Below are 17,686 nucleotides of genomic sequence, written 5' to 3'. Positions count from 1 at the left end.
AATCAAGGCTTTTCATTATTCATTTCGTCAATACTTTAGTTTCGTAGATTCAGATTCGCATGATTAAAACTAGTCAATTTTCTCAATAATGTTTCCAAGTTTATCTAATACAAGACATGAATGATCATTTAGTGGAATTATGGGAACATTAACGAGTTCTTCAGCTCTATCCTTATTTGCTTTATCATTCCATGAATCATAATGGACACTAATTAAAAACTGACTAAAGAATCCTAATCCATTTTTTATCTTTATCTGATGATCTGAATTATCATTAGGTGAGACATAGACTTTTTCTCCTAATAATAGGGCTCCTGCAGAAAATCCTATAACTTTTGCCCCTTTATTAAGCATATGATCGATATAATTTTTGAACTCCTGATTGACATAAGTAGCTAAATATTTTTCCGTATTTCCACCACCTATAATAATTAGATCAGCATCTAGATAGCTATCAAAATTAATCTGCTCAGTGTCCAAAAGTAAGTAATCAGTGTTTAGATGAGGAAATTGACTTTGGAAAACTTCCGTGTACTTTTTCATATAGGGTTGCCAATTATCTCGAAAAACTGTAAAAATAACAATTCTTTCAATCTTGCTTGATAATACAATTTTATCAACAATGCTATGTTTCTTTATTGGGGGATTCCCACCCATCAAAAAAATTTGTTCGTCCAATCTTTCACACTTTCTAAAGATACATAAATTTTGACCACGTTCTGAAATTATAATTTCTTCTTAAAATGAATAATTCTATTTGCCTCCTGAAATCCAATATTGAGATGAAATCTTATAGAATCCGTATTCGTTAAAGTACAGTCACTTGCAAATTCCTTACATCCTTTATTTTTCGCCCATTCCTCACATTTTGTACAGAGATTTTTAGCAATATCCTTTAAACGATATTCCTCGTCGACAATAATCCCTTCTAAGAATCCAACAGGACTATATTTACAACCTTCAACATAATCAAATCTGAGTGAACATAATGCTAGACCTACAATTGTGTCACCTTCAACTTCAGTAAAGATTGCAGTATTTTTGCCATTCGTATATCTTTTTACTTCATCAATAGCTTCTTTATCGGTCAATTGGGGCCATAATTGTTTCATTAGTTTAGCCGTTTTTATAGAATCTTTTGTTATTTCATCCATATTGATGTTCCTCCGCAAATTACAAGCAAGTTTTTCGAATCACGCTGTTACTTTGTTACTCATTGATTGATACCAATACCATTCCCTTCTACTTTTCGCTGTCTCAGATCGGAAGAGCAGAGCCACGAACTCAGCGGTTCGAACTTACCGTATCATTTCGTCGGTTTCCCTCCTCATTTTACGAGTCCTATACCATGGGCGGAGCATCTACTTCTAGTTCGCTGATGCCTCAGCTTGTACAAGCAGTGATACTGTCTCAACATGTGGTGCTAGTCAACATCTATATTATAGAACGAAAGTGATAGAGTGTTTTATAAAATTATACTATAAAACGAAAGAGAATTACACACCCAACTCAATCAATTTATAAAATTCACCTTTCCTATCCATCAAGTTATCAAAAGAACCATCTTCAACAATAACTCCATTTTTCATAAAAAGAATTCTATTGTATTTCTTCAACATGCTCTTATTTAACTTATGCGTAACAACAAGAACCGTCAAATCTTGAATTTCTAAAATTGAATTTTCAATTTCAGTAGTAACTTTATTATCTAAAGACGAGGTAGCCTCATCTAATAATAAGATCGGTGTTTTTCGAATTAAAGCACGAGCAATACTAAGTCTCTGTCTTTCTCCCCCAGATAGATTTGATCCATTCTCGCCACATGAAGTTTGTAGACCTAATTCATTTTCTAAAATATAACTTTCTAAGCCAGACTGCTGTACAGCTTTTTTTATATCATCTTCAGTAAAGGATTGACTAAGGGTAATATTTGCTTTTAAAGTATCATCAAAGATATAAACATCTTGCTGAACAATAGTCATTAAGTTATAAAGGCTCTCTGCTGAAATAGCTTGCAAATCTTGATTATCAATTGAGATATACCCACTTGTTACATCATAGAAACGCAGTAATAGATTGAGTAAAGTTGATTTTCCACTACCTGACATACCTACTATTGCAATTTTTTCCCCCTTTTTAATCTGTAAAGATAAATTATTAAAAATCTTTTCCTCAGCATTAGGGTAGGAAAAATCTACATTTGAAAAAGAAATGACATCATCAAAATATTCTTTCATTTTACCAGTTTGAAGTTCGATTACATCTTTTACCTCAAATGAATTCAGTGTAGCCTGACCTTCACGGAATTTACTCATTCCCATACCAATTTCATTTAGTGGCATTACTACAAAATTGACTAGTTGAACAGTAGCTGTAACACTCCCAATTGTGGTATGACCACCGAAGACCAGATACATTCCTCCACCAAAGGCTACTAAAAAAACAATCATCCCTGAAAGTTGAGAAATAACATTAGATAAAACATCAAATTTTCCTTTGATGAAATATATCTCATCCAATTTTTCGCTTTCGTTTTTGTAATCTTGACCGATAGCCTCTTTCACATTAAAACTCTTTATAACTAGAAACCCTGCTAAAATATCTTTAACCTTAGCTAAATATTTCTGATCGGCTATCATAGAACTATTTTGTAGAGAGGCTGATTTTTGTCCAATAAAACCTGAAATCATCATAGGAATAATGCTAGCAATGATAACTAATAAGGTCAAAAACCAATTACCTATAAACATGGCTACTAGTGAGAAAATCATTAAGGAAATATTTTTTGAAATATTAAAATACTGGTGCAAATAATCCTGCTCAATTTTCTTCATGTTCTCAGTTAATATTGAAATAAATTTCCCTGATTTTTCCTTAGAAAATTCTCTATAATCCCTATCTAAAATAGATTTAAACACCTTATTTTTGTATCTTGACATAATCTGCCTAATAAGTTTATTTCTTAATCGAAGGGATATAAAATTAAGACTGGCATAGATAAATATTACGATAGCGCTTATTAGTATCGCTTGGGTTAGAGCTTCCCTATTTTGGGACATTCCACTATCAATTATAATTTTAATAGAATAAGCAAAAGCAATATTAGTTAAAGGAACTAGTATATTAAAAATCATGAAAGTATAAAAAGACTTCTTATGGTACTTTGTCAATTGTTTCATTCCTAATCTACCTCATAATTCTTAAATTTCATTTAGAAAATGTGACATAAAATATTCTTCTAAGTCAATATTCCCTCTCCTAAGCTCTCTCATAGAGACCTGTTCTAGCATTTCTCCATTTTTGATAACACCAATCTTATCTGCTATCTGTGAAATTTCCGATAAAATATGACTTGAGATGAATATTGTAACACCACATTCCTTAGAAAGAGACAACAAAAGATTCCGAATTTCTTGAATTCCTATTGGATCTAAACCATTGATTGGCTCATCTAAAATTAACAATTTAGGTTTTGTTAGGAAAGCCCGAGCTAAACCAAGCCTTTGCCTCATTCCTAACGAAAAATCTTTTACTTTTTTAGTCGTATTCTTTAATCCGACCATTCTTAAGGCTCTTATTATATCTGATTCGGTAATATTTTTCCTCATATATTGCGCGTGAATTTCTAAAATTTCTTTTGCTGTGCAATTATCATAAAAAATTGGTGTTTCAATAACACTTCCAACCTGACTTAGAATCTCCTCTCTGTGATCTTGTAAATTTTTTCCAAAGATTTCAATACTACCAGATGTAACAGTTGATAAGGATAACATGCATTTCATTAAAGTTGTTTTTCCTGCGCCATTGGGACCTAAAAAACCATAGATTTCTCCTTCAGCAATTTGAAGGTTGATACCACTTAAAATTTCTTCTTTATCAATTGTTTTAAAAACTTCCTTTACTTCAACAATATTTCTCATTCCTATCTCTCTTTCTATATCTAGATTTAAATGCGAGGATTTTCTTCAGGAGCATAAATACCAACTTATACCGTCTCTTCGTTTAAATAAATCACCACAAAATTAGCACTTTCCTTCCATTAAATTTAGCTATACTACTTGATATTAATATCTTGTCTTGAAATAGTATAAATTGAAAATGAAACAATCATTAAACTTATGAAACTAGCAAACATTAAGAAGAATAAGTTATCAACAAAATTATTAGTTAAACTGCCTGGACTTATATTAGAGAGTAATGCTGCTAAACCAAGTCCTGAAAGCATTGTTATAGCTATTGAATGCCTAATCATACCTAAAACAAAAGGTAGTATTCCGATTAATACTGTTCCAAACGTAATTCCAGCTAAGTTAATCATTTGATTAGCTACTGGTATATAATTTGATTCAGTTAAAACTGCTACTAATTTAATTAATAATTGAATAACTAAATGTGCAGTAAAATGAGCAATAAATGATATCAGAATTACTGCAAGCACTTTTCCCCATAGTAACTTTATTTTAGAAACAGGATAGGAAAACAGCTGAAAAATTGTTCTTCGTTTAAATTCATCAATAATAATCGTAGACAATAAATAAGATTCAAAAATCAAAAATGCTGCTTTGGTAAATAAAGATGCAAACAATGATGTTGCAATTGCCCAACCTTCCCATTTATCAGTAATTCTAATAACATTAGAATCCTGTCCAGTGAATTCTCCTAGTTTATTGTCAGTACCTAAACCCATAATAATGATTGCTGTAATACCTAACACTATAAATATAGTACACAACCAGGCTAAAAATAATTTAGATTTAGAAACTTTATTTAATTCAATTTTAATAAGCGACAACATAGATTATTTCCTCCAAAAAATTTTGTTAATATTAATTACACTATTTAAAAAGCACTTTACATACTTCTGGTATGTTTAATTTCAAAAAATAAACATACTAAAGGTATGTATAATGGAATTTTTAATACCATATCTAGAGTATGGTATTTTTTAAAATATCAATACTTAAAATTTATTTGACACCTTTTAAGTGATCAAATAATTGGAAAATTACTTCCATCATTTCATCAGAAATTAACTGTATCCCTAGACCTTCAAAAGTAAGTTTAATGAAATTCATTTTGTGCTTTAATTCTACTAATGAAAAAACGGAAATTTGGAAACCAATCCAAATATTTAGAGTTAAAACAATTAAATCTGCTAGCTCTTCTGGATATTCTGTTTTAATAGACCCATCTTCAACTCCTTCGTAAACTTTTTCTCTAATTTCGGGTAAAAAATCAGAAAATAGACCTAGATACTGCTCTCCTAACAAACGTGGACTTCTTAGCATGATTGAGGCAGAGTAAACGAGCCTTTGGTGTTCAAAATTAGAGAAAGAATCCATCAAAGAATTTTGTATCTTTTCTAATCCAGTATTTCCTCTCCAATTATAATTTAAAATTTCTTGATTGTTTTCGCTAATGATTGTTTGCAGTATATCATATTTAGACTCAAAATGATGATAGATAACACCTTTTGTTAATCCACCTAAGCCATCTATGATATCTTGTATTGACGTATTGTCAAATCCTTTTTCTAAAAATAAATTTTTTGAGACCTCTAGTATTTTTTTTCTAGTTTCATGTGAGTTTCTATTCCTTGCCATTTTAGTTCCTTTCTATCATACCGATGGTATGTAATTCTATTGTAGTGGAAGTAACTAATAATGTCAAGTTCTTTATTGGAAAATGCAAAAAGCCTTACAATCAAGGCTTTTCTATACTTTCACAAAAATCCTAATAAATTTCCATTCAACTTCTTCTAAGCATCTTTTCTAAAAAATAAATTGACAATCTCATCTTCCGAAAAGTCTAGCTCACAAAGTTTTTCAAACAAAATTTTCACTAGCTTGTTAGATTCTTGATATCTTAACTCCTTTATTTCTTGCTCGCTTGCTATCACAAAATATCCTAATGTTCCACAGCTAATAATCAAATTCTGTTCTTCGAGAACTTTCATTGCTTTTTGGACAGTTGCCGGATTACACTTCTCGTTTTCTGCTAATCTCCTTATTGAAGGAATTTGTTGTTCAGGTGCATAATCACCTCTTAAAATAGTCGTTCTTAATTTTGATGCAATTTGTAAATATAGATGGTGTTTCATTTAATCTTTTTATTATCACTTTGCCTAACAAACTTCCAATATGCAGAATAGGGGATGACTGTAGCTAGTAGAAGATAGTATTTATTTGCAAACATATCTGCTTCTCCTTTTGCATTGAAATGAATCGGAACTTTTTCTGGGAGAAATCTACAAATAACAACTATTATAGCTAGCATTACTAATAACACCAAAATATCTTTTATCAGTCTGTTTTTCATCTTATTTTTCTCCTTTAACTAGATAAAATTTGACTTGCTTATTTTTAAATAAACACCCATTGTAATAATCAATAAAACTACTGATACTACCTGTAAAACAAATATAATCGGAAGATTAAACAGCCAATTAAGCAAAAGTGGCGTAATAAGCGCAATCATACCAATAATTCCAGTTACAATAACAGGAAGACTTTGTTTGACAACTATCATCTCACTGTCCCAATCATAGTTAGGATATTTTTTATTTAATGCAATTCCGATTACAGTTATAAAAAAGGAGTAACATATAGGAACAATAATTAGGTTCGTGACTTGAATGAGATTCATATCTAGTTTTAGCACAAATACAGATACAGAAATCATATATCCAATCAAATGAAGTGTAAGATTGACAGCTATCTTAGCATTTAAAATCATTCTTACCTCAACCGGAGAACTTTTCAAAATCCAAATATTTTTACCCTCTAAAGACATAGATGAAGCTGCTGGACAACTAAGTGAAAGCATAGATGAAATAAAGACGGGAGCTAAGTTTGAAAGATACTCATTTATATTTTCAATTCCTGCAGAATTTCCTATTTGCCCTACAGAATTAAACAGGAAACATATACTAAAGACACATAAAAGAATCACTCCAAGCCCAGCATTCAAGACTGCCATATAAGAACTTAAAAATCGTCCAAGCTCTTTTTGATACAAGGTAAAAAATAACGATTTTCTTTCATAAGATACTTTGTCATTAGCATATCTCGATTTTGTATTTGCAAGTGTATTAAGTATTCCATACTTCAACGAAGCAATTTTGACAAATAGATAAAAGACGACTATTGAAAGAACTATATAAAATCCCATTCCATAGTACATTGGAAAATTGTAGTATGACATAAATAGTCTAGAAATTGGATACAGTCCAGTAATTTGCTTAGCCAGAGTAACCCCAATACTACTTTCATCACCTGATTGCAAAGCTGATAATGCAAAATATCCAATTATACCTAACATCGCAAATGAAAAAATAAGAGAGATAACATTTTTTCTTTTAAAAAAAGATGAAGCGACAACAATAACGATTCCCATGCATGTCGCTATACACATGGGGATCAAAGGGGCAAAAATTATAGAAGTAAAATACAATATAATCTGTAGGAGGTTTAAACTTCTGTTCAAGCCCCATACAATTCCACCCGGAAGCATAAACATCAAGCCTATTAAAAAATTCAATAAGTACATAAACATGAACTTGCTGGTGATAATATACGAACTTTTAACAGGTAAGGATTGGAGAATTTCCATATCTCGACTGCCAAATAAAATGCCATTCGAATAAAAGACAGTCAAAAATAATATTGAAAAACTTGATACAGAGACCATATATGCAGGTATCAAGTCCTGCTGTCCGACGTGTACCAATGTTTTCGCTGTTAGTATATTATAAACAAAGCAAAATAAGGAAAGAGTTATTATGCCAAAACTCGCAATAGCCATTGAACTTTGTTTTTTATTTCCTGAATCTCTAATCTCGTTAATAGGAAAGAAATTAATCAATTGCGCCTTAAGCAGTATCCAAATGTTACTCATTGTCCTGCACCTCCATGAAAAATGCTTCCAATGATTCATCACCTTTGACATCTCCTGTATTACCACTTGCAACTAACTTTCCATTTTTGATAATGGCAATCTTATTACATAATTTCTCTGCAACATCCAATACATGGGTTGAAAAGAAAATAGCCCCTCCATCTGAAACACACTCATGCATAATTTTCTTTAGTAGGAAAGTTGCTTTGGGATCCAGCCCAACAAAGGGTTCATCTAGAATCAACAGTTTAGGAGAATGTACCAGTGCAGAAATAATGGCTGTTCGTTGCTTCATACCATGTGAATATGAAGAAATAATCCCCGAAAGATGCTCAGTCATATCAAATAAATCACCGTATTTTTGGATTCTCTCCCTGCGTATTTTTGTAGGAATTTCAAACAAGTCAGCAATAAAATTAATATATTGAAGTCCTGTCATATGTTCATACAAATCTGGATTATCTGGGATATACGCCATCATTTTTTTACAAATAACAGGTTCTTCTTTAATAGAATGACCGTTGATAATTATACTTCCGTCTTCAAAATCATGGATACCGACAACTGCCTTTATCGTTGTCGTTTTTCCCGCACCATTTGCTCCAATAAAACCATAAATATCTCCAGGTTGTACTGAAATAGATAGGTTATCAACAACCTTCTTATCCCCATAACATTTACTAAAATTCTTTATCTCTAACATAATTTACCTCCATTGACAATTTGTCAGTTATATTTTGAAATAATACCGATAGCTTGTTTTGATTTAGCTATCGGTACATAGTTCTCTTTACAAACATTCTATCTTTTTTTAATTGCTAAAGAGTCCTTTTGTATTTAGATTTTGTTCCAGCATTATCTTAAATGCATTCAAGTATTCTTTGACAGGTTCTTTCTTTGAAGTTATTATACCTATGTTATTTGAAACAAAAACATAGGCTGTCATCAGAAATTCTGCTGTTTCTGATGGATATTTTACAGAAAATACTTTTTCTGAGATGCCTTGATTTATTATCCTCTCAAAATATATAGTCAATTTTTCAATGAGCTTATGAGATAACTTATCTAACATATAACGATTTTCTTCAAGATCAACCGTCTTTTGTAACTCAGTTCCTTCCGCTGAAACGTTATCTGTCGAGATTACTGTGGCATCTATAAAGGCTCTTATTTTTTCAATAGCAGTTTTGTCGTCATCATTGACAATCACATGAATATCTCTCAATAATTTCTCTGAATAACGTTCCACAAGACAATACAGAATATCTTCTTTGTTCTTAAAGTGATAGTATAATAAACCTCGTGATATATTTACCTTATCGACTATACCCTGAGTTGTTGTGTTCGCATAACCTTTCTCCATAAAGAGGAGCATAGCAGCATCCATAATCTCAGCCCGTCGAATTTCCGGATCTTTTACATCTCGCATTTTATTTCTCCTGATTATAAATTATACTACTCCACTGACAAATTGTCAATTGTAAAATTACCTTTTTGAGTATACCAAAAAATCCTTGACACCAAGGTTTTTTCGTCAACATTTTTTTCTAAGCTCGTACAAGCAGCGATACCGCCTCAACATGATGCGTCTGCTAGACTCAAAAGGTTCACTGAACCTTTTGAGGATTAACTACGTTTCTCCAACAAGCTTACACATTCGACGTGCGTTGTTTTCTTTATTTGTACACTTTTTTTCGTCATCGGTTACGGAATTAAAACACAATTTATCATTATCTATTTTAGCATTCTTTCTTTTAGATTTGTAAGATTTTGCATCTTTAGTCGAAGAATCTCCCGTTTTAAAAATTATAGTCAACATTGCTGGATCAATTTCTCCATCAGAATTTATTCCGCCTACTATTATTTTTTCAACGATACTTTCAAAAATGTCCTTGTCAAACTCCGTCAAAGTTTTTTGTGAAGTTAAAATTTCTTTAAAATTCTCTAATCTACTTTTTATATCAACTTCTGATTTTAAAGTTACTTCTAAGTTTACTTTTTCTTCTAAAAGTTTTTCTTTCTCAATTTGTATTTGATTGAATTTATCTTCATATACAGAATCACTTATTTTTCCATCTAGATTCATTGAAACTAATTTTTCTTCTTTTTTGTACAACGAATTTAATTTACTAACTATCTTAGTCAACTCCACTTTTAAGGTATCATCAGTAAGCTCTTCTTTTATAATTTCAAGAAAGTCTTCAGTTAGGTTATTATTTTCATAAAACAACTGTTGGTAGCTCTGTAAAAAAGCATTTTCTATTGCTTTTTCCTCTATTCCTTTACTATGAGTGCAATACTTTTTACCTCTCTTTATAGATGTTGTACAGTGCCAAATAATCTTTTTGTACTCTGAACTAGAGTGCCAACTTCTTCTAGACAGAACAGTACCACAAAAACCACATTCTAATCTACTGCTAAAAGGGTACATTCTTGAATATCTTTCTCGTTTACCTTTTGTATTTGCTATGGTTTTTTTGTTTCCTGATCTCCGTAATCGAATTTCTTGCGCCTGTGTAAAAATTTCTGGACTAATTATCGCATCATGATTATTTTTAATGTAGTATTTATCTTCTTCACCGAAATTTATTAAACGTCTCTTACTAATGGGGTCAACAGTGAAAGTTTTTCCCATTAGAATATCACCTTTATACTTCTCGTTTTTAATAATTCCTAAAACTGTTGTATCTTGCCAGTGATCAAGACCTCTCGGAGTTTTATAACCTAGTTCATCAAGTTCTCTAGCTATTGCCCTACCCCCAATGCCATCAATGTATCGTTCAAAAATATAACGTACTATCTTGGCTTCTTTTTCATTTATTGATATCGACTTTGTATCTTGATTATAGTCATAACCAAGACAACCTTGAAAACCAATAAGTTCTCCACGTTGCATCTTCATTTTTAAACCCTTTTTAACATGGGCAGATGTATTTTCAACTTCCTGTTGAGCCACTGAACTTAATATCGTCAATAGTAACTCACCATCCATAGTTAAAGTATCAATATTTTCTTCTTCGAAAAATACACCAATTTGTTTATCTTTGAGCAAACGAACATATTTGAGAGTATCTAATGTATTTCTAGCAAAGCGAGCAATCGCTTTGGTAATGATATAGTCTATTTTTCCATCAAGGCAATCTGAAATCAATCTTTGAAAATCTTGTCTTTTTCCAACTTGAGTTCCTGAAATCCCTTCATCAGCATAAATGTCAACCAAAATCCAATCTTGGTGCTGTGATATATACTCTCTATAATGACGAACTTGAGAATCATAGCTATTTTTTTGATCATCACTATCGGAACTAACACGACAATATGCTGCTACTCTCCTCGATAAAGAACCACTATTATCATTTCTTCTAGTTACTAAAGGATTTGCTTTTATAATTTCAACGTTGTTTGACATGGCTTAACCTCCTATTTCTCTGCATTTATTTTACCGCAACTAATAAAAAAGGTCAGCTAATTTGTGTATATTTTACGCAGTTTCAGCTTTATTTTTTCATATTCTTTTTCGCTAATAAGTTTTTTTAAGAATAATAGATTTAGCATCTCTAGCTCGACTATATAATTTTCTAAATTTGATTTCAAAAAATCACTTCCCTTTTATCTTTTATCAATCTCCTCCATGGCATGACTGATGAAGTCATCATAAGAATTTCACTTGCTGCTCTTTTACGTTGGCAGCCTGAACGGTCAGAAGTATCATTGTATATCATTTGTATCATGGCATATAAAGTATCGCTCTATTTTATTGATGGTTTTAATATCGCTCTTATCATGGCGAGCCATTCAAAACTGCTCCACAAATGAGGAAAGTACCATTTTGGACTATTAAATTGTCAATGTGCTTTCTTAAACTACTACTTTTTGGAGTAATGGTCTTCTTTATTATCCACTCGACCTACAAGGTAGTCTAGACTCACCTTATAAAAATCTGCAAGTTTGATAAGGTCATTTATAGAGATTAACCTGCTACCAGCTTCCATTTTTGAATAAGCTGATCTTGTACAATTCAAAACGATTTTCGCAATATATTCTTGTGTCAAATCATCATCTTCACGTAAATCTCTAATCCTTTTCAACATCAAATGTCTCCTAAAACAAGTATAATATAGTTATTTTCTTATTTTTAAATATGTGACAAATTGGCACATGAAACTATTCTATATATACTTTTTAGGAAACTGTTTACTCTAAATGTATCTCATTTTCCTCAATAGATTTCATATTTTGTTTTTTCTTATATTTCTTTATTGTTTTATTAAACATTTCAAATAAATTTATTGCTTCTCTATGTTGTTCCTTCAGTTTTTCAATCTTTCCTTTATAAATGTATAAATCCTTCTCTATTTTATCTACTGAACTTTTATCTTGAATACTATTTTCTAAATTGCTAGAACTATTTGTCGTATCTTTCAACAATACTTCCTCTAAACTAGTTAAATCATTAATTTTATTTTGAACTTGTTCAATCATATTCTCTAGATATGATATTTGGGCAATGAAATCCTTTGATATATCTTCAAAATCATTCGGACTATTTTCCTCAGATATAAGAAAATCTAATTGTTCTATTTTTTCCTTAATTTTGCTAAGAGGAATTCTTCTATACATATACTGCGGTTCATACTGAAGATTAAATTGCCTAATCAAAGTTTTACCTTTCATAAAGCGATTTTTTTCTGCTGAATCTTTATGATATACATAGTAAGAACTAGTTTCTCTGAGAAATACTTTAACTTTTTCTTCTTCCATATTGATTTGAATATTTGGTACAAAAATAAGTCCTTCTTGTCGGATACCAAACTGTACCTTAATGTAAATTCCATCGTCTACTACTTCTTCTATTTGATTAAGATTCAACTCTACTTCAAACTCATGAACAGCATCCCTATTTCTCTTGAAATCTTGATAGGATTTCCATACCATCTCTTCTGTCGGCAACTCTTTTTCTTTAATTAGCTTTTCTTTATTGTAAAGTTCAACTAAATTTTTATTATCTAAGACAAAAGTTTCATTTTTGTTATTAAAATAGTCTTGAAAATAACTAACACTGTACTGATTCGTTTTTCCCAATTCCTGTTCTGAAAGCTTAATCCCATTAAATTCAAATAGAACATGTTTTTCTTTCGGAATTATTTTTAAATCAAACAATTCTGCTTGTTGAATCAATTCATTCATATTCTTCATTTTTGGAAGTAGAAATTCTAAGATATTTATGATTTCCCTTTGAACAAACTTTTTCTTAAAATATGTTTCATTATAAGGTTGTTTTCTATTCAATTTATTATCACGCACTACCTGTTTCATAGTTGAATCCGTCATAAAAAAGGTGGCATGCTTGTGACTAAAATCAATTTTTAAATTTAAAGCTCTAGCTTTTTTCTTAAGATCTTCAAAATTTTTCGAGTTCTCAATTAGAAAATATACCCGTTGTTTTATTTCATATTTGTAATTGGTTTTTCGATAAACTTCATACTGACGATGCGAATAACGATTTTCTATAATCTTTGCACCTGCAATTTTTGAGAGACGATCTGAAACCATTCGTAGATTACGTTCTGACTTATAATTCCATAGAAACTTTTTATCAGAATTCTGATCAATTGAATTTAGAATGATGTGATTGTGGATATGACCTTTATCGACATGTGTTGCTACGATAAAACGAAATCTACCTCCTGTCAACTCTTTAACTGTCTCATAACCAATCCGATTGATTTGTTCGGGAGTAAGATGGTCATCTGGAGAATAGGACTGAACGATGTGATGAGAATGAATTTTTCGTTGATTTACTTCTTGCCTATCATGACGAAATTCGTAAAGACTATCATTACTTAAAAAATTATCATTGTACATCTTCACTAGTTCTTCATAACTAGGAAAATCTAAATAATTTCTCATTCCAAAATCTGAAACTAGTGTTAGGTTTTTTGTTTTATTTGGATTCAAAATATATTTGATTAGTTTACTACGATAATTTTTTCCATGAATCGCAAAGTGTTTAGTGATGACCATAAAATTTCCTCAATTTTTCAGATCGAATAAGAAAATCTTTCTCCACTTCTACTATTAACTCTTCTATACCTTTTCTCAATTCATCTAATTCAACTTTCGTTATTAAATTCGAATAATTTATGCTTCTGGCTATTTGATTAATATTATTTCCGATTCGTTTTAATTCAAAAATCAAATCTTGATAACTGTTTGTATCAATGGTGATAAAATTCATACCAGGATTTAGTAGAGTTCGTCTAGCATATTCTGAGAATGATAAGCAGTTACTTTTTGAGATATTTTCATTCAATTTGACTAATTCTAAGTCAGATAAAAAGACTTTTTTTAAATTTGTTCTATATCGGTGCTCCACTCTACTACCTCATGTATTTGTTACGAAAATTTTCACTAAGAGGAGCAGTTTTTTCTACCTCTTTAATTAATTCCTGAATACAAGTTAACAAAATAGAAACATGTTCGTGAGTAATCTGATGATTTGTTTTAGCAATTATCAATACTTCATAAACATCACGGCTAATTTGTTCCAACTTTTGCTGTTTCCAAAGACTGAACCATTTTTCCATCTGTTTTTGTCCATCAGACAATAGTAAGCTTTTACGGAGAAAATCAGAAAAATTATCCTCTCCTTTCTCTCTCATTAAATCTAGTATTTGTTTTTCTTCCGTTTCTGTTAAGCGAAATTGTTTCCGAATACTACGTATATCTCTTTTCATATGATTTATCCTCTCTCATAGATACTTGTACTGACAATGTAAGCTTACAGACACTGTCAGTACGTTTTTTCAAAATAGATTCAACATTTTTGTATGGCTTTGCGAGCTCAGATATTGTGTCCACAATATCCCAAAAATCATATCGCCTGCCATTTTAAACCTCACGGTTCAAAAAACAAACGATATGAAAATGTGGTGACACGCCCCCAACCCCCCAAGATAAATCTAAATTAAAAAAAGTATAACAAATACTTTTTGATAAAATTATCACAGAAAAAAGAGCCCTGTCGGACTCTTACAAACTAAAACAATGTCTCTGATATTCATACTGTCTAATGCCACTACTGTCTTTGTTCATCTTGATAGAAAAAACAAAATAATGGTCACGACCGTCTAAAGATTTGCTTTTGTTAAGTTTAAAATAATGTTTTTGAGACATAGCCATTGTGCGTAAAATGTCATCAGTGATAAATGTTAATGGTATGTCTAGAGCAGAATACTTATAAAAATCTGATTCAAACCGTAAATAAGAATCAGAAAAATAATCCAGCTGCAATTTATCATCATATAATTCTTTACGATTCATATAAATCTACCCCTTCTATCTGTATATCGAGTATATCATCCCATCTTAATCGAAGAAAACCAGAGTCTGATTTAATATATATAGACTCTCTCCCAATCTCCTTAACAATACCCGAGACTACTTTTCTTTGACTAGAAAACTTAAAAACAAACGTTGCAGGGAATGTATTCGTATAAAGTTGACGAACAAGTAAAACTTTCTCTTCCATTGATAAAGTAATTGAGACATCTTCTTTATTTTTTTCTTCCCAAAGAGAACTTGAATGTTCTGACAAAAAGAATCCCATCCACTTAGCCATCCCACGATCTTGATACTCTCTTGCAGACAAAAAAGGTAAATAAGAACGATTCATCATTTTAGTCCATCTAATCCTCCAGCTGAATGACCACCAATGAGTTTGCTTCTAGCAATGGTTCTAGAAGCTTGATCCAGGGCATTTCCTTTTAATAGCGAAGTGAACCCAAATTCTGTTCGAATAGCGTCGATTGTGGACTGGAGCCTTTCTTCTTTTTCTATTTTTTCAATATCATCAAATAATGAAATCAATCCAAAGGATTCATCCACTAAACCAGAATAGTTAACCGCAACATTCCTGATAGCTCCTGAAGTATATTTAATGTGAAATAACTTTAAAACATAGTTTGTCAGTAGTGCTGTTTGATTGGTTGGTTCAATTTTCATTTGAGTATTGATAGAACGCTTTTGTTCCACTTTAGAGTAGCCTAGATGTATAGAAACTACTGTTGCTTTTTTACCAGCTCTTCTCAATCTAACTGCAACTTGTTCTGCCATCTCACGAAGTATAATTTCAATGTCTCTTTGTTTAATATAATCTCTTGGTAAAACTTGAGAGTTCCCTATCCCTTTTGACTTTGGCTTATAAGGTTTATGAACATTACTTTCATCAATCCCATTGGCGTGGAACCATAACTCTAGACCCATGATACCAAGCTCTTTTTTAATCAAGTCAGGATTAGCCTGAGCCAATTCTTTAATCGAAAAGATACCTAAATTATGTAATCTCTTCTCCATGCGATTTCCAATTCCCCAGAAATCTGTCATTTTAAGAATAGTCCATACTTTCTTTTCGACATCCTCATAGGACCAATTGGCTCTCATTGTCGGAGTCTTTTTAGCTTCATTATCTAGTGCTAACTTAGCTAATAAGGGATTGGAATTAGACATGCCTACAGTTGAATAAATTCCAGTTTTTCTCCAAATCTTTTTTTGAATAGCAGCCGAAATAATATCTAATTTATCTTTCCTACTAATACTTTTATCTGGTACAAAATAATTTAATGAACTTGTTAAATCAATAAATCCTTCATCAATTGAGTAGGGATAAATATCATCTGGTGCTGCAAAATCTTGAAAGATTTTTTGAATCTCCATGTTGACAGCAATGTAAGTATCCATTCTCGGAGGAACAATCACAGTTGATTTTGCCCATTCCTCTATATAACGAACATAATCTATCGTTGTCGGTAAACCTTGTTTTCTAGCATTATAGTAAGAGAATTTGCGAGTCTTTACATCAAATGGTAAATCATAGGAACGTCCAACATTTGATTTCCCAAAGACCCTTTTAAACATAGGAGAGGAAGCAAGAATTAAACCCGCAGAATTATCTGCACGACTCATAACACAAAGCGAAGTCTTAAGTGGGTGTAATCCTCTATCTATACATTCTACACTTGCGTAAAAAGATTTCATATCAATAAAAGCAATGTCACTTTTAGGTTCGAGACTATAATCAAACCAACTCATACTTAGTCCTCTAAAGGCATAAAGTTCCCAACGATTTTCCCTATAATGCGAGGATTCTCATCATATGGTGCAAACTTATCTGAATAGTTCCGATTTAGTGAAACTAATCTAAGCCCATTTTCTTCACGATACACTTTCTTGATAAAAGTTTGACCATCCCAATCTATGGCGTAGATAGCTCCGTCATAATCAAATCCTGTTTGCTTAATAAGGGCTACAGAACCATTTTCGTATGTCGGTTCCATTGAATTTCCAAACACCCATGATGCAAAGTCATAATCAAATTGATGATTAAAATAAACTGTATCGTAATTACCATCATCAAAATAAGCTGTTCCTGTACCAGCTGATAATTTTTCGTAAACTTTATAAGCAAAACGCTCAGGTAAATCTACAACCTTTACATTCTGTTTGTTCAACAATTCTGTAGCATAATGAAGTGTTGCTTTTTGATTATTTTCCGTTAACTCGAGATAGGTTTCTACTATTTCATACTCTGATTCAAAATATCGAGGATCAACATTCAAAATCTGACTCAATTTGGTTAGATTATTTTGATTCGGTTTCGTTTTACCTGATTCCCAATTAAAGTACGAAGCTCTACTAATTCCCAAACTGGATGCAAGTTGAGATTGAGATAATCCTTGACTTTCTCTTTTTTCTTTTAATTTAGTAGGTGAAAACATTTGTTCTCCTTTTG

At 31.4% G+C, this 17,686-nt stretch carries 20 protein-coding genes; all 20 read right to left on the bottom strand.

From position 1 onward, the window contains the following. Positions 1-69: 69 nt before the first annotated feature. The 20 genes from N8O43_RS00500 to N8O43_RS00405 all read right to left on the bottom strand — a co-directional run bounded on the left by N8O43_RS00500 (position 70) and on the right by N8O43_RS00405 (position 17,672). On the bottom strand, positions 70-678 hold the full coding sequence (locus tag N8O43_RS00500; protein WP_060628312.1) for a Type 1 glutamine amidotransferase-like domain-containing protein: 609 nt from the start codon (positions 676-678) through the stop codon (positions 70-72). Positions 679-725: 47 nt separating this feature from the next. Further along, positions 726-1,154 carry an aminoglycoside 6'-N-acetyltransferase gene (gene aac(6'), locus N8O43_RS00495; RefSeq protein WP_061863104.1) on the bottom strand — a complete coding sequence of 143 codons (429 nt, stop codon included), beginning with the start codon at positions 1,152-1,154 and terminating at the stop codon, positions 726-728. Positions 1,155-1,496: 342 nt separating this feature from the next. After that, a complete protein-coding gene (locus tag N8O43_RS00490) occupies positions 1,497-3,179 on the bottom strand; it encodes an ABC transporter ATP-binding protein (RefSeq protein WP_261089019.1) in 1,683 nt (560 codons plus the stop codon). A gap of 21 nt (positions 3,180-3,200) precedes the next feature. Beyond that, positions 3,201-3,920, bottom strand: coding sequence for an ABC transporter ATP-binding protein (locus N8O43_RS00485; protein WP_261089018.1), 720 nt, complete (start codon positions 3,918-3,920; stop codon positions 3,201-3,203). A 134-nt stretch (positions 3,921-4,054) separates the two neighbouring features. Then, complete coding sequence (locus N8O43_RS00480; RefSeq protein ID WP_261089017.1) at positions 4,055-4,795, bottom strand: ABC transporter permease; 741 nt, start codon at positions 4,793-4,795, stop codon at positions 4,055-4,057. A gap of 172 nt (positions 4,796-4,967) precedes the next feature. After that, complete coding sequence (locus tag N8O43_RS00475) at positions 4,968-5,603, bottom strand: TetR/AcrR family transcriptional regulator (RefSeq protein ID WP_261008694.1); 636 nt, start codon at positions 5,601-5,603, stop codon at positions 4,968-4,970. Between the two features lie 155 nt (positions 5,604-5,758). Next, positions 5,759-6,100 (bottom strand): GntR family transcriptional regulator, encoded by a 342-nt coding sequence (locus N8O43_RS00470; protein WP_049544706.1) that lies wholly within the window; start codon positions 6,098-6,100, stop codon positions 5,759-5,761. Beyond that, positions 6,097-6,318 (bottom strand): DUF1648 domain-containing protein, encoded by a 222-nt coding sequence (locus N8O43_RS00465; RefSeq protein WP_173254376.1) that lies wholly within the window; start codon positions 6,316-6,318, stop codon positions 6,097-6,099. The genes N8O43_RS00470 and N8O43_RS00465 overlap by 4 nt, the downstream gene beginning before the upstream one ends. A gap of 18 nt (positions 6,319-6,336) precedes the next feature. Then, the gene (locus N8O43_RS00460) at positions 6,337-7,896 is read right to left on the bottom strand and encodes a putative ABC transporter permease subunit (protein ID WP_261008693.1); all 1,560 of its coding nucleotides are present in this window, start codon (positions 7,894-7,896) and stop codon (positions 6,337-6,339) included. Then, the gene (locus N8O43_RS00455) at positions 7,889-8,599 is read right to left on the bottom strand and encodes an ABC transporter ATP-binding protein (RefSeq protein WP_261089015.1); all 711 of its coding nucleotides are present in this window, start codon (positions 8,597-8,599) and stop codon (positions 7,889-7,891) included. The genes N8O43_RS00460 and N8O43_RS00455 overlap by 8 nt, the downstream gene beginning before the upstream one ends. Positions 8,600-8,707: 108 nt before the next feature. Further along, a complete protein-coding gene (locus N8O43_RS00450) occupies positions 8,708-9,325 on the bottom strand; it encodes a TetR/AcrR family transcriptional regulator (RefSeq protein WP_261008691.1) in 618 nt (205 codons plus the stop codon). 201 nt (positions 9,326-9,526) lie between these two features. Further along, on the bottom strand, positions 9,527-11,305 hold the full coding sequence (locus N8O43_RS00445) for a recombinase family protein (RefSeq protein WP_261072060.1): 1,779 nt from the start codon (positions 11,303-11,305) through the stop codon (positions 9,527-9,529). Between the two features lie 457 nt (positions 11,306-11,762). Beyond that, positions 11,763-11,987, bottom strand: a complete 225-nt coding sequence (locus N8O43_RS00440) for a helix-turn-helix domain-containing protein (RefSeq protein WP_004261340.1) — start codon at positions 11,985-11,987, stop codon at positions 11,763-11,765. 103 nt (positions 11,988-12,090) lie between these two features. Continuing rightward, complete coding sequence (locus N8O43_RS00435) at positions 12,091-13,920, bottom strand: SAG1250 family conjugative relaxase (RefSeq protein WP_261089013.1); 1,830 nt, start codon at positions 13,918-13,920, stop codon at positions 12,091-12,093. Next, positions 13,907-14,272, bottom strand: a complete 366-nt coding sequence (locus N8O43_RS00430) for a MobC family plasmid mobilization relaxosome protein (protein ID WP_261089011.1) — start codon at positions 14,270-14,272, stop codon at positions 13,907-13,909. The genes N8O43_RS00435 and N8O43_RS00430 overlap by 14 nt, the downstream gene beginning before the upstream one ends. 4 nt (positions 14,273-14,276) lie before the next feature. After that, entirely contained in the window at positions 14,277-14,633 is a 357-nt protein-coding gene (locus N8O43_RS00425) for an SAG1252 family conjugative relaxosome accessory protein (RefSeq protein WP_261089010.1), read from the bottom strand. A gap of 295 nt (positions 14,634-14,928) precedes the next feature. Next, positions 14,929-15,219 carry a DUF5960 family protein gene (locus tag N8O43_RS00420; RefSeq protein WP_001080186.1) on the bottom strand — a complete coding sequence of 97 codons (291 nt, stop codon included), beginning with the start codon at positions 15,217-15,219 and terminating at the stop codon, positions 14,929-14,931. Continuing rightward, positions 15,209-15,574, bottom strand: coding sequence for a hypothetical protein (locus N8O43_RS00415; protein WP_261089009.1), 366 nt, complete (start codon positions 15,572-15,574; stop codon positions 15,209-15,211). The genes N8O43_RS00420 and N8O43_RS00415 overlap by 11 nt, the downstream gene beginning before the upstream one ends. Beyond that, the gene (locus tag N8O43_RS00410; RefSeq protein ID WP_261089008.1) at positions 15,571-16,986 is read right to left on the bottom strand and encodes a Y-family DNA polymerase; all 1,416 of its coding nucleotides are present in this window, start codon (positions 16,984-16,986) and stop codon (positions 15,571-15,573) included. Before N8O43_RS00410 ends, N8O43_RS00415 begins: the two co-directional genes overlap by 4 nt. Positions 16,987-16,988: 2 nt before the next feature. Beyond that, positions 16,989-17,672 (bottom strand): LexA family transcriptional regulator, encoded by a 684-nt coding sequence (locus N8O43_RS00405; RefSeq protein ID WP_261089005.1) that lies wholly within the window; start codon positions 17,670-17,672, stop codon positions 16,989-16,991. Positions 17,673-17,686 lie beyond the last annotated feature (14 nt).

This window comes from Streptococcus mitis (genome assembly GCF_946190335.1).
Classification (GTDB): domain Bacteria; phylum Bacillota; class Bacilli; order Lactobacillales; family Streptococcaceae; genus Streptococcus; species Streptococcus mitis_CH.
Note: the sequence above shows the minus strand (reverse complement) of the source record. Positions and strands in the feature narration are given on the sequence as shown.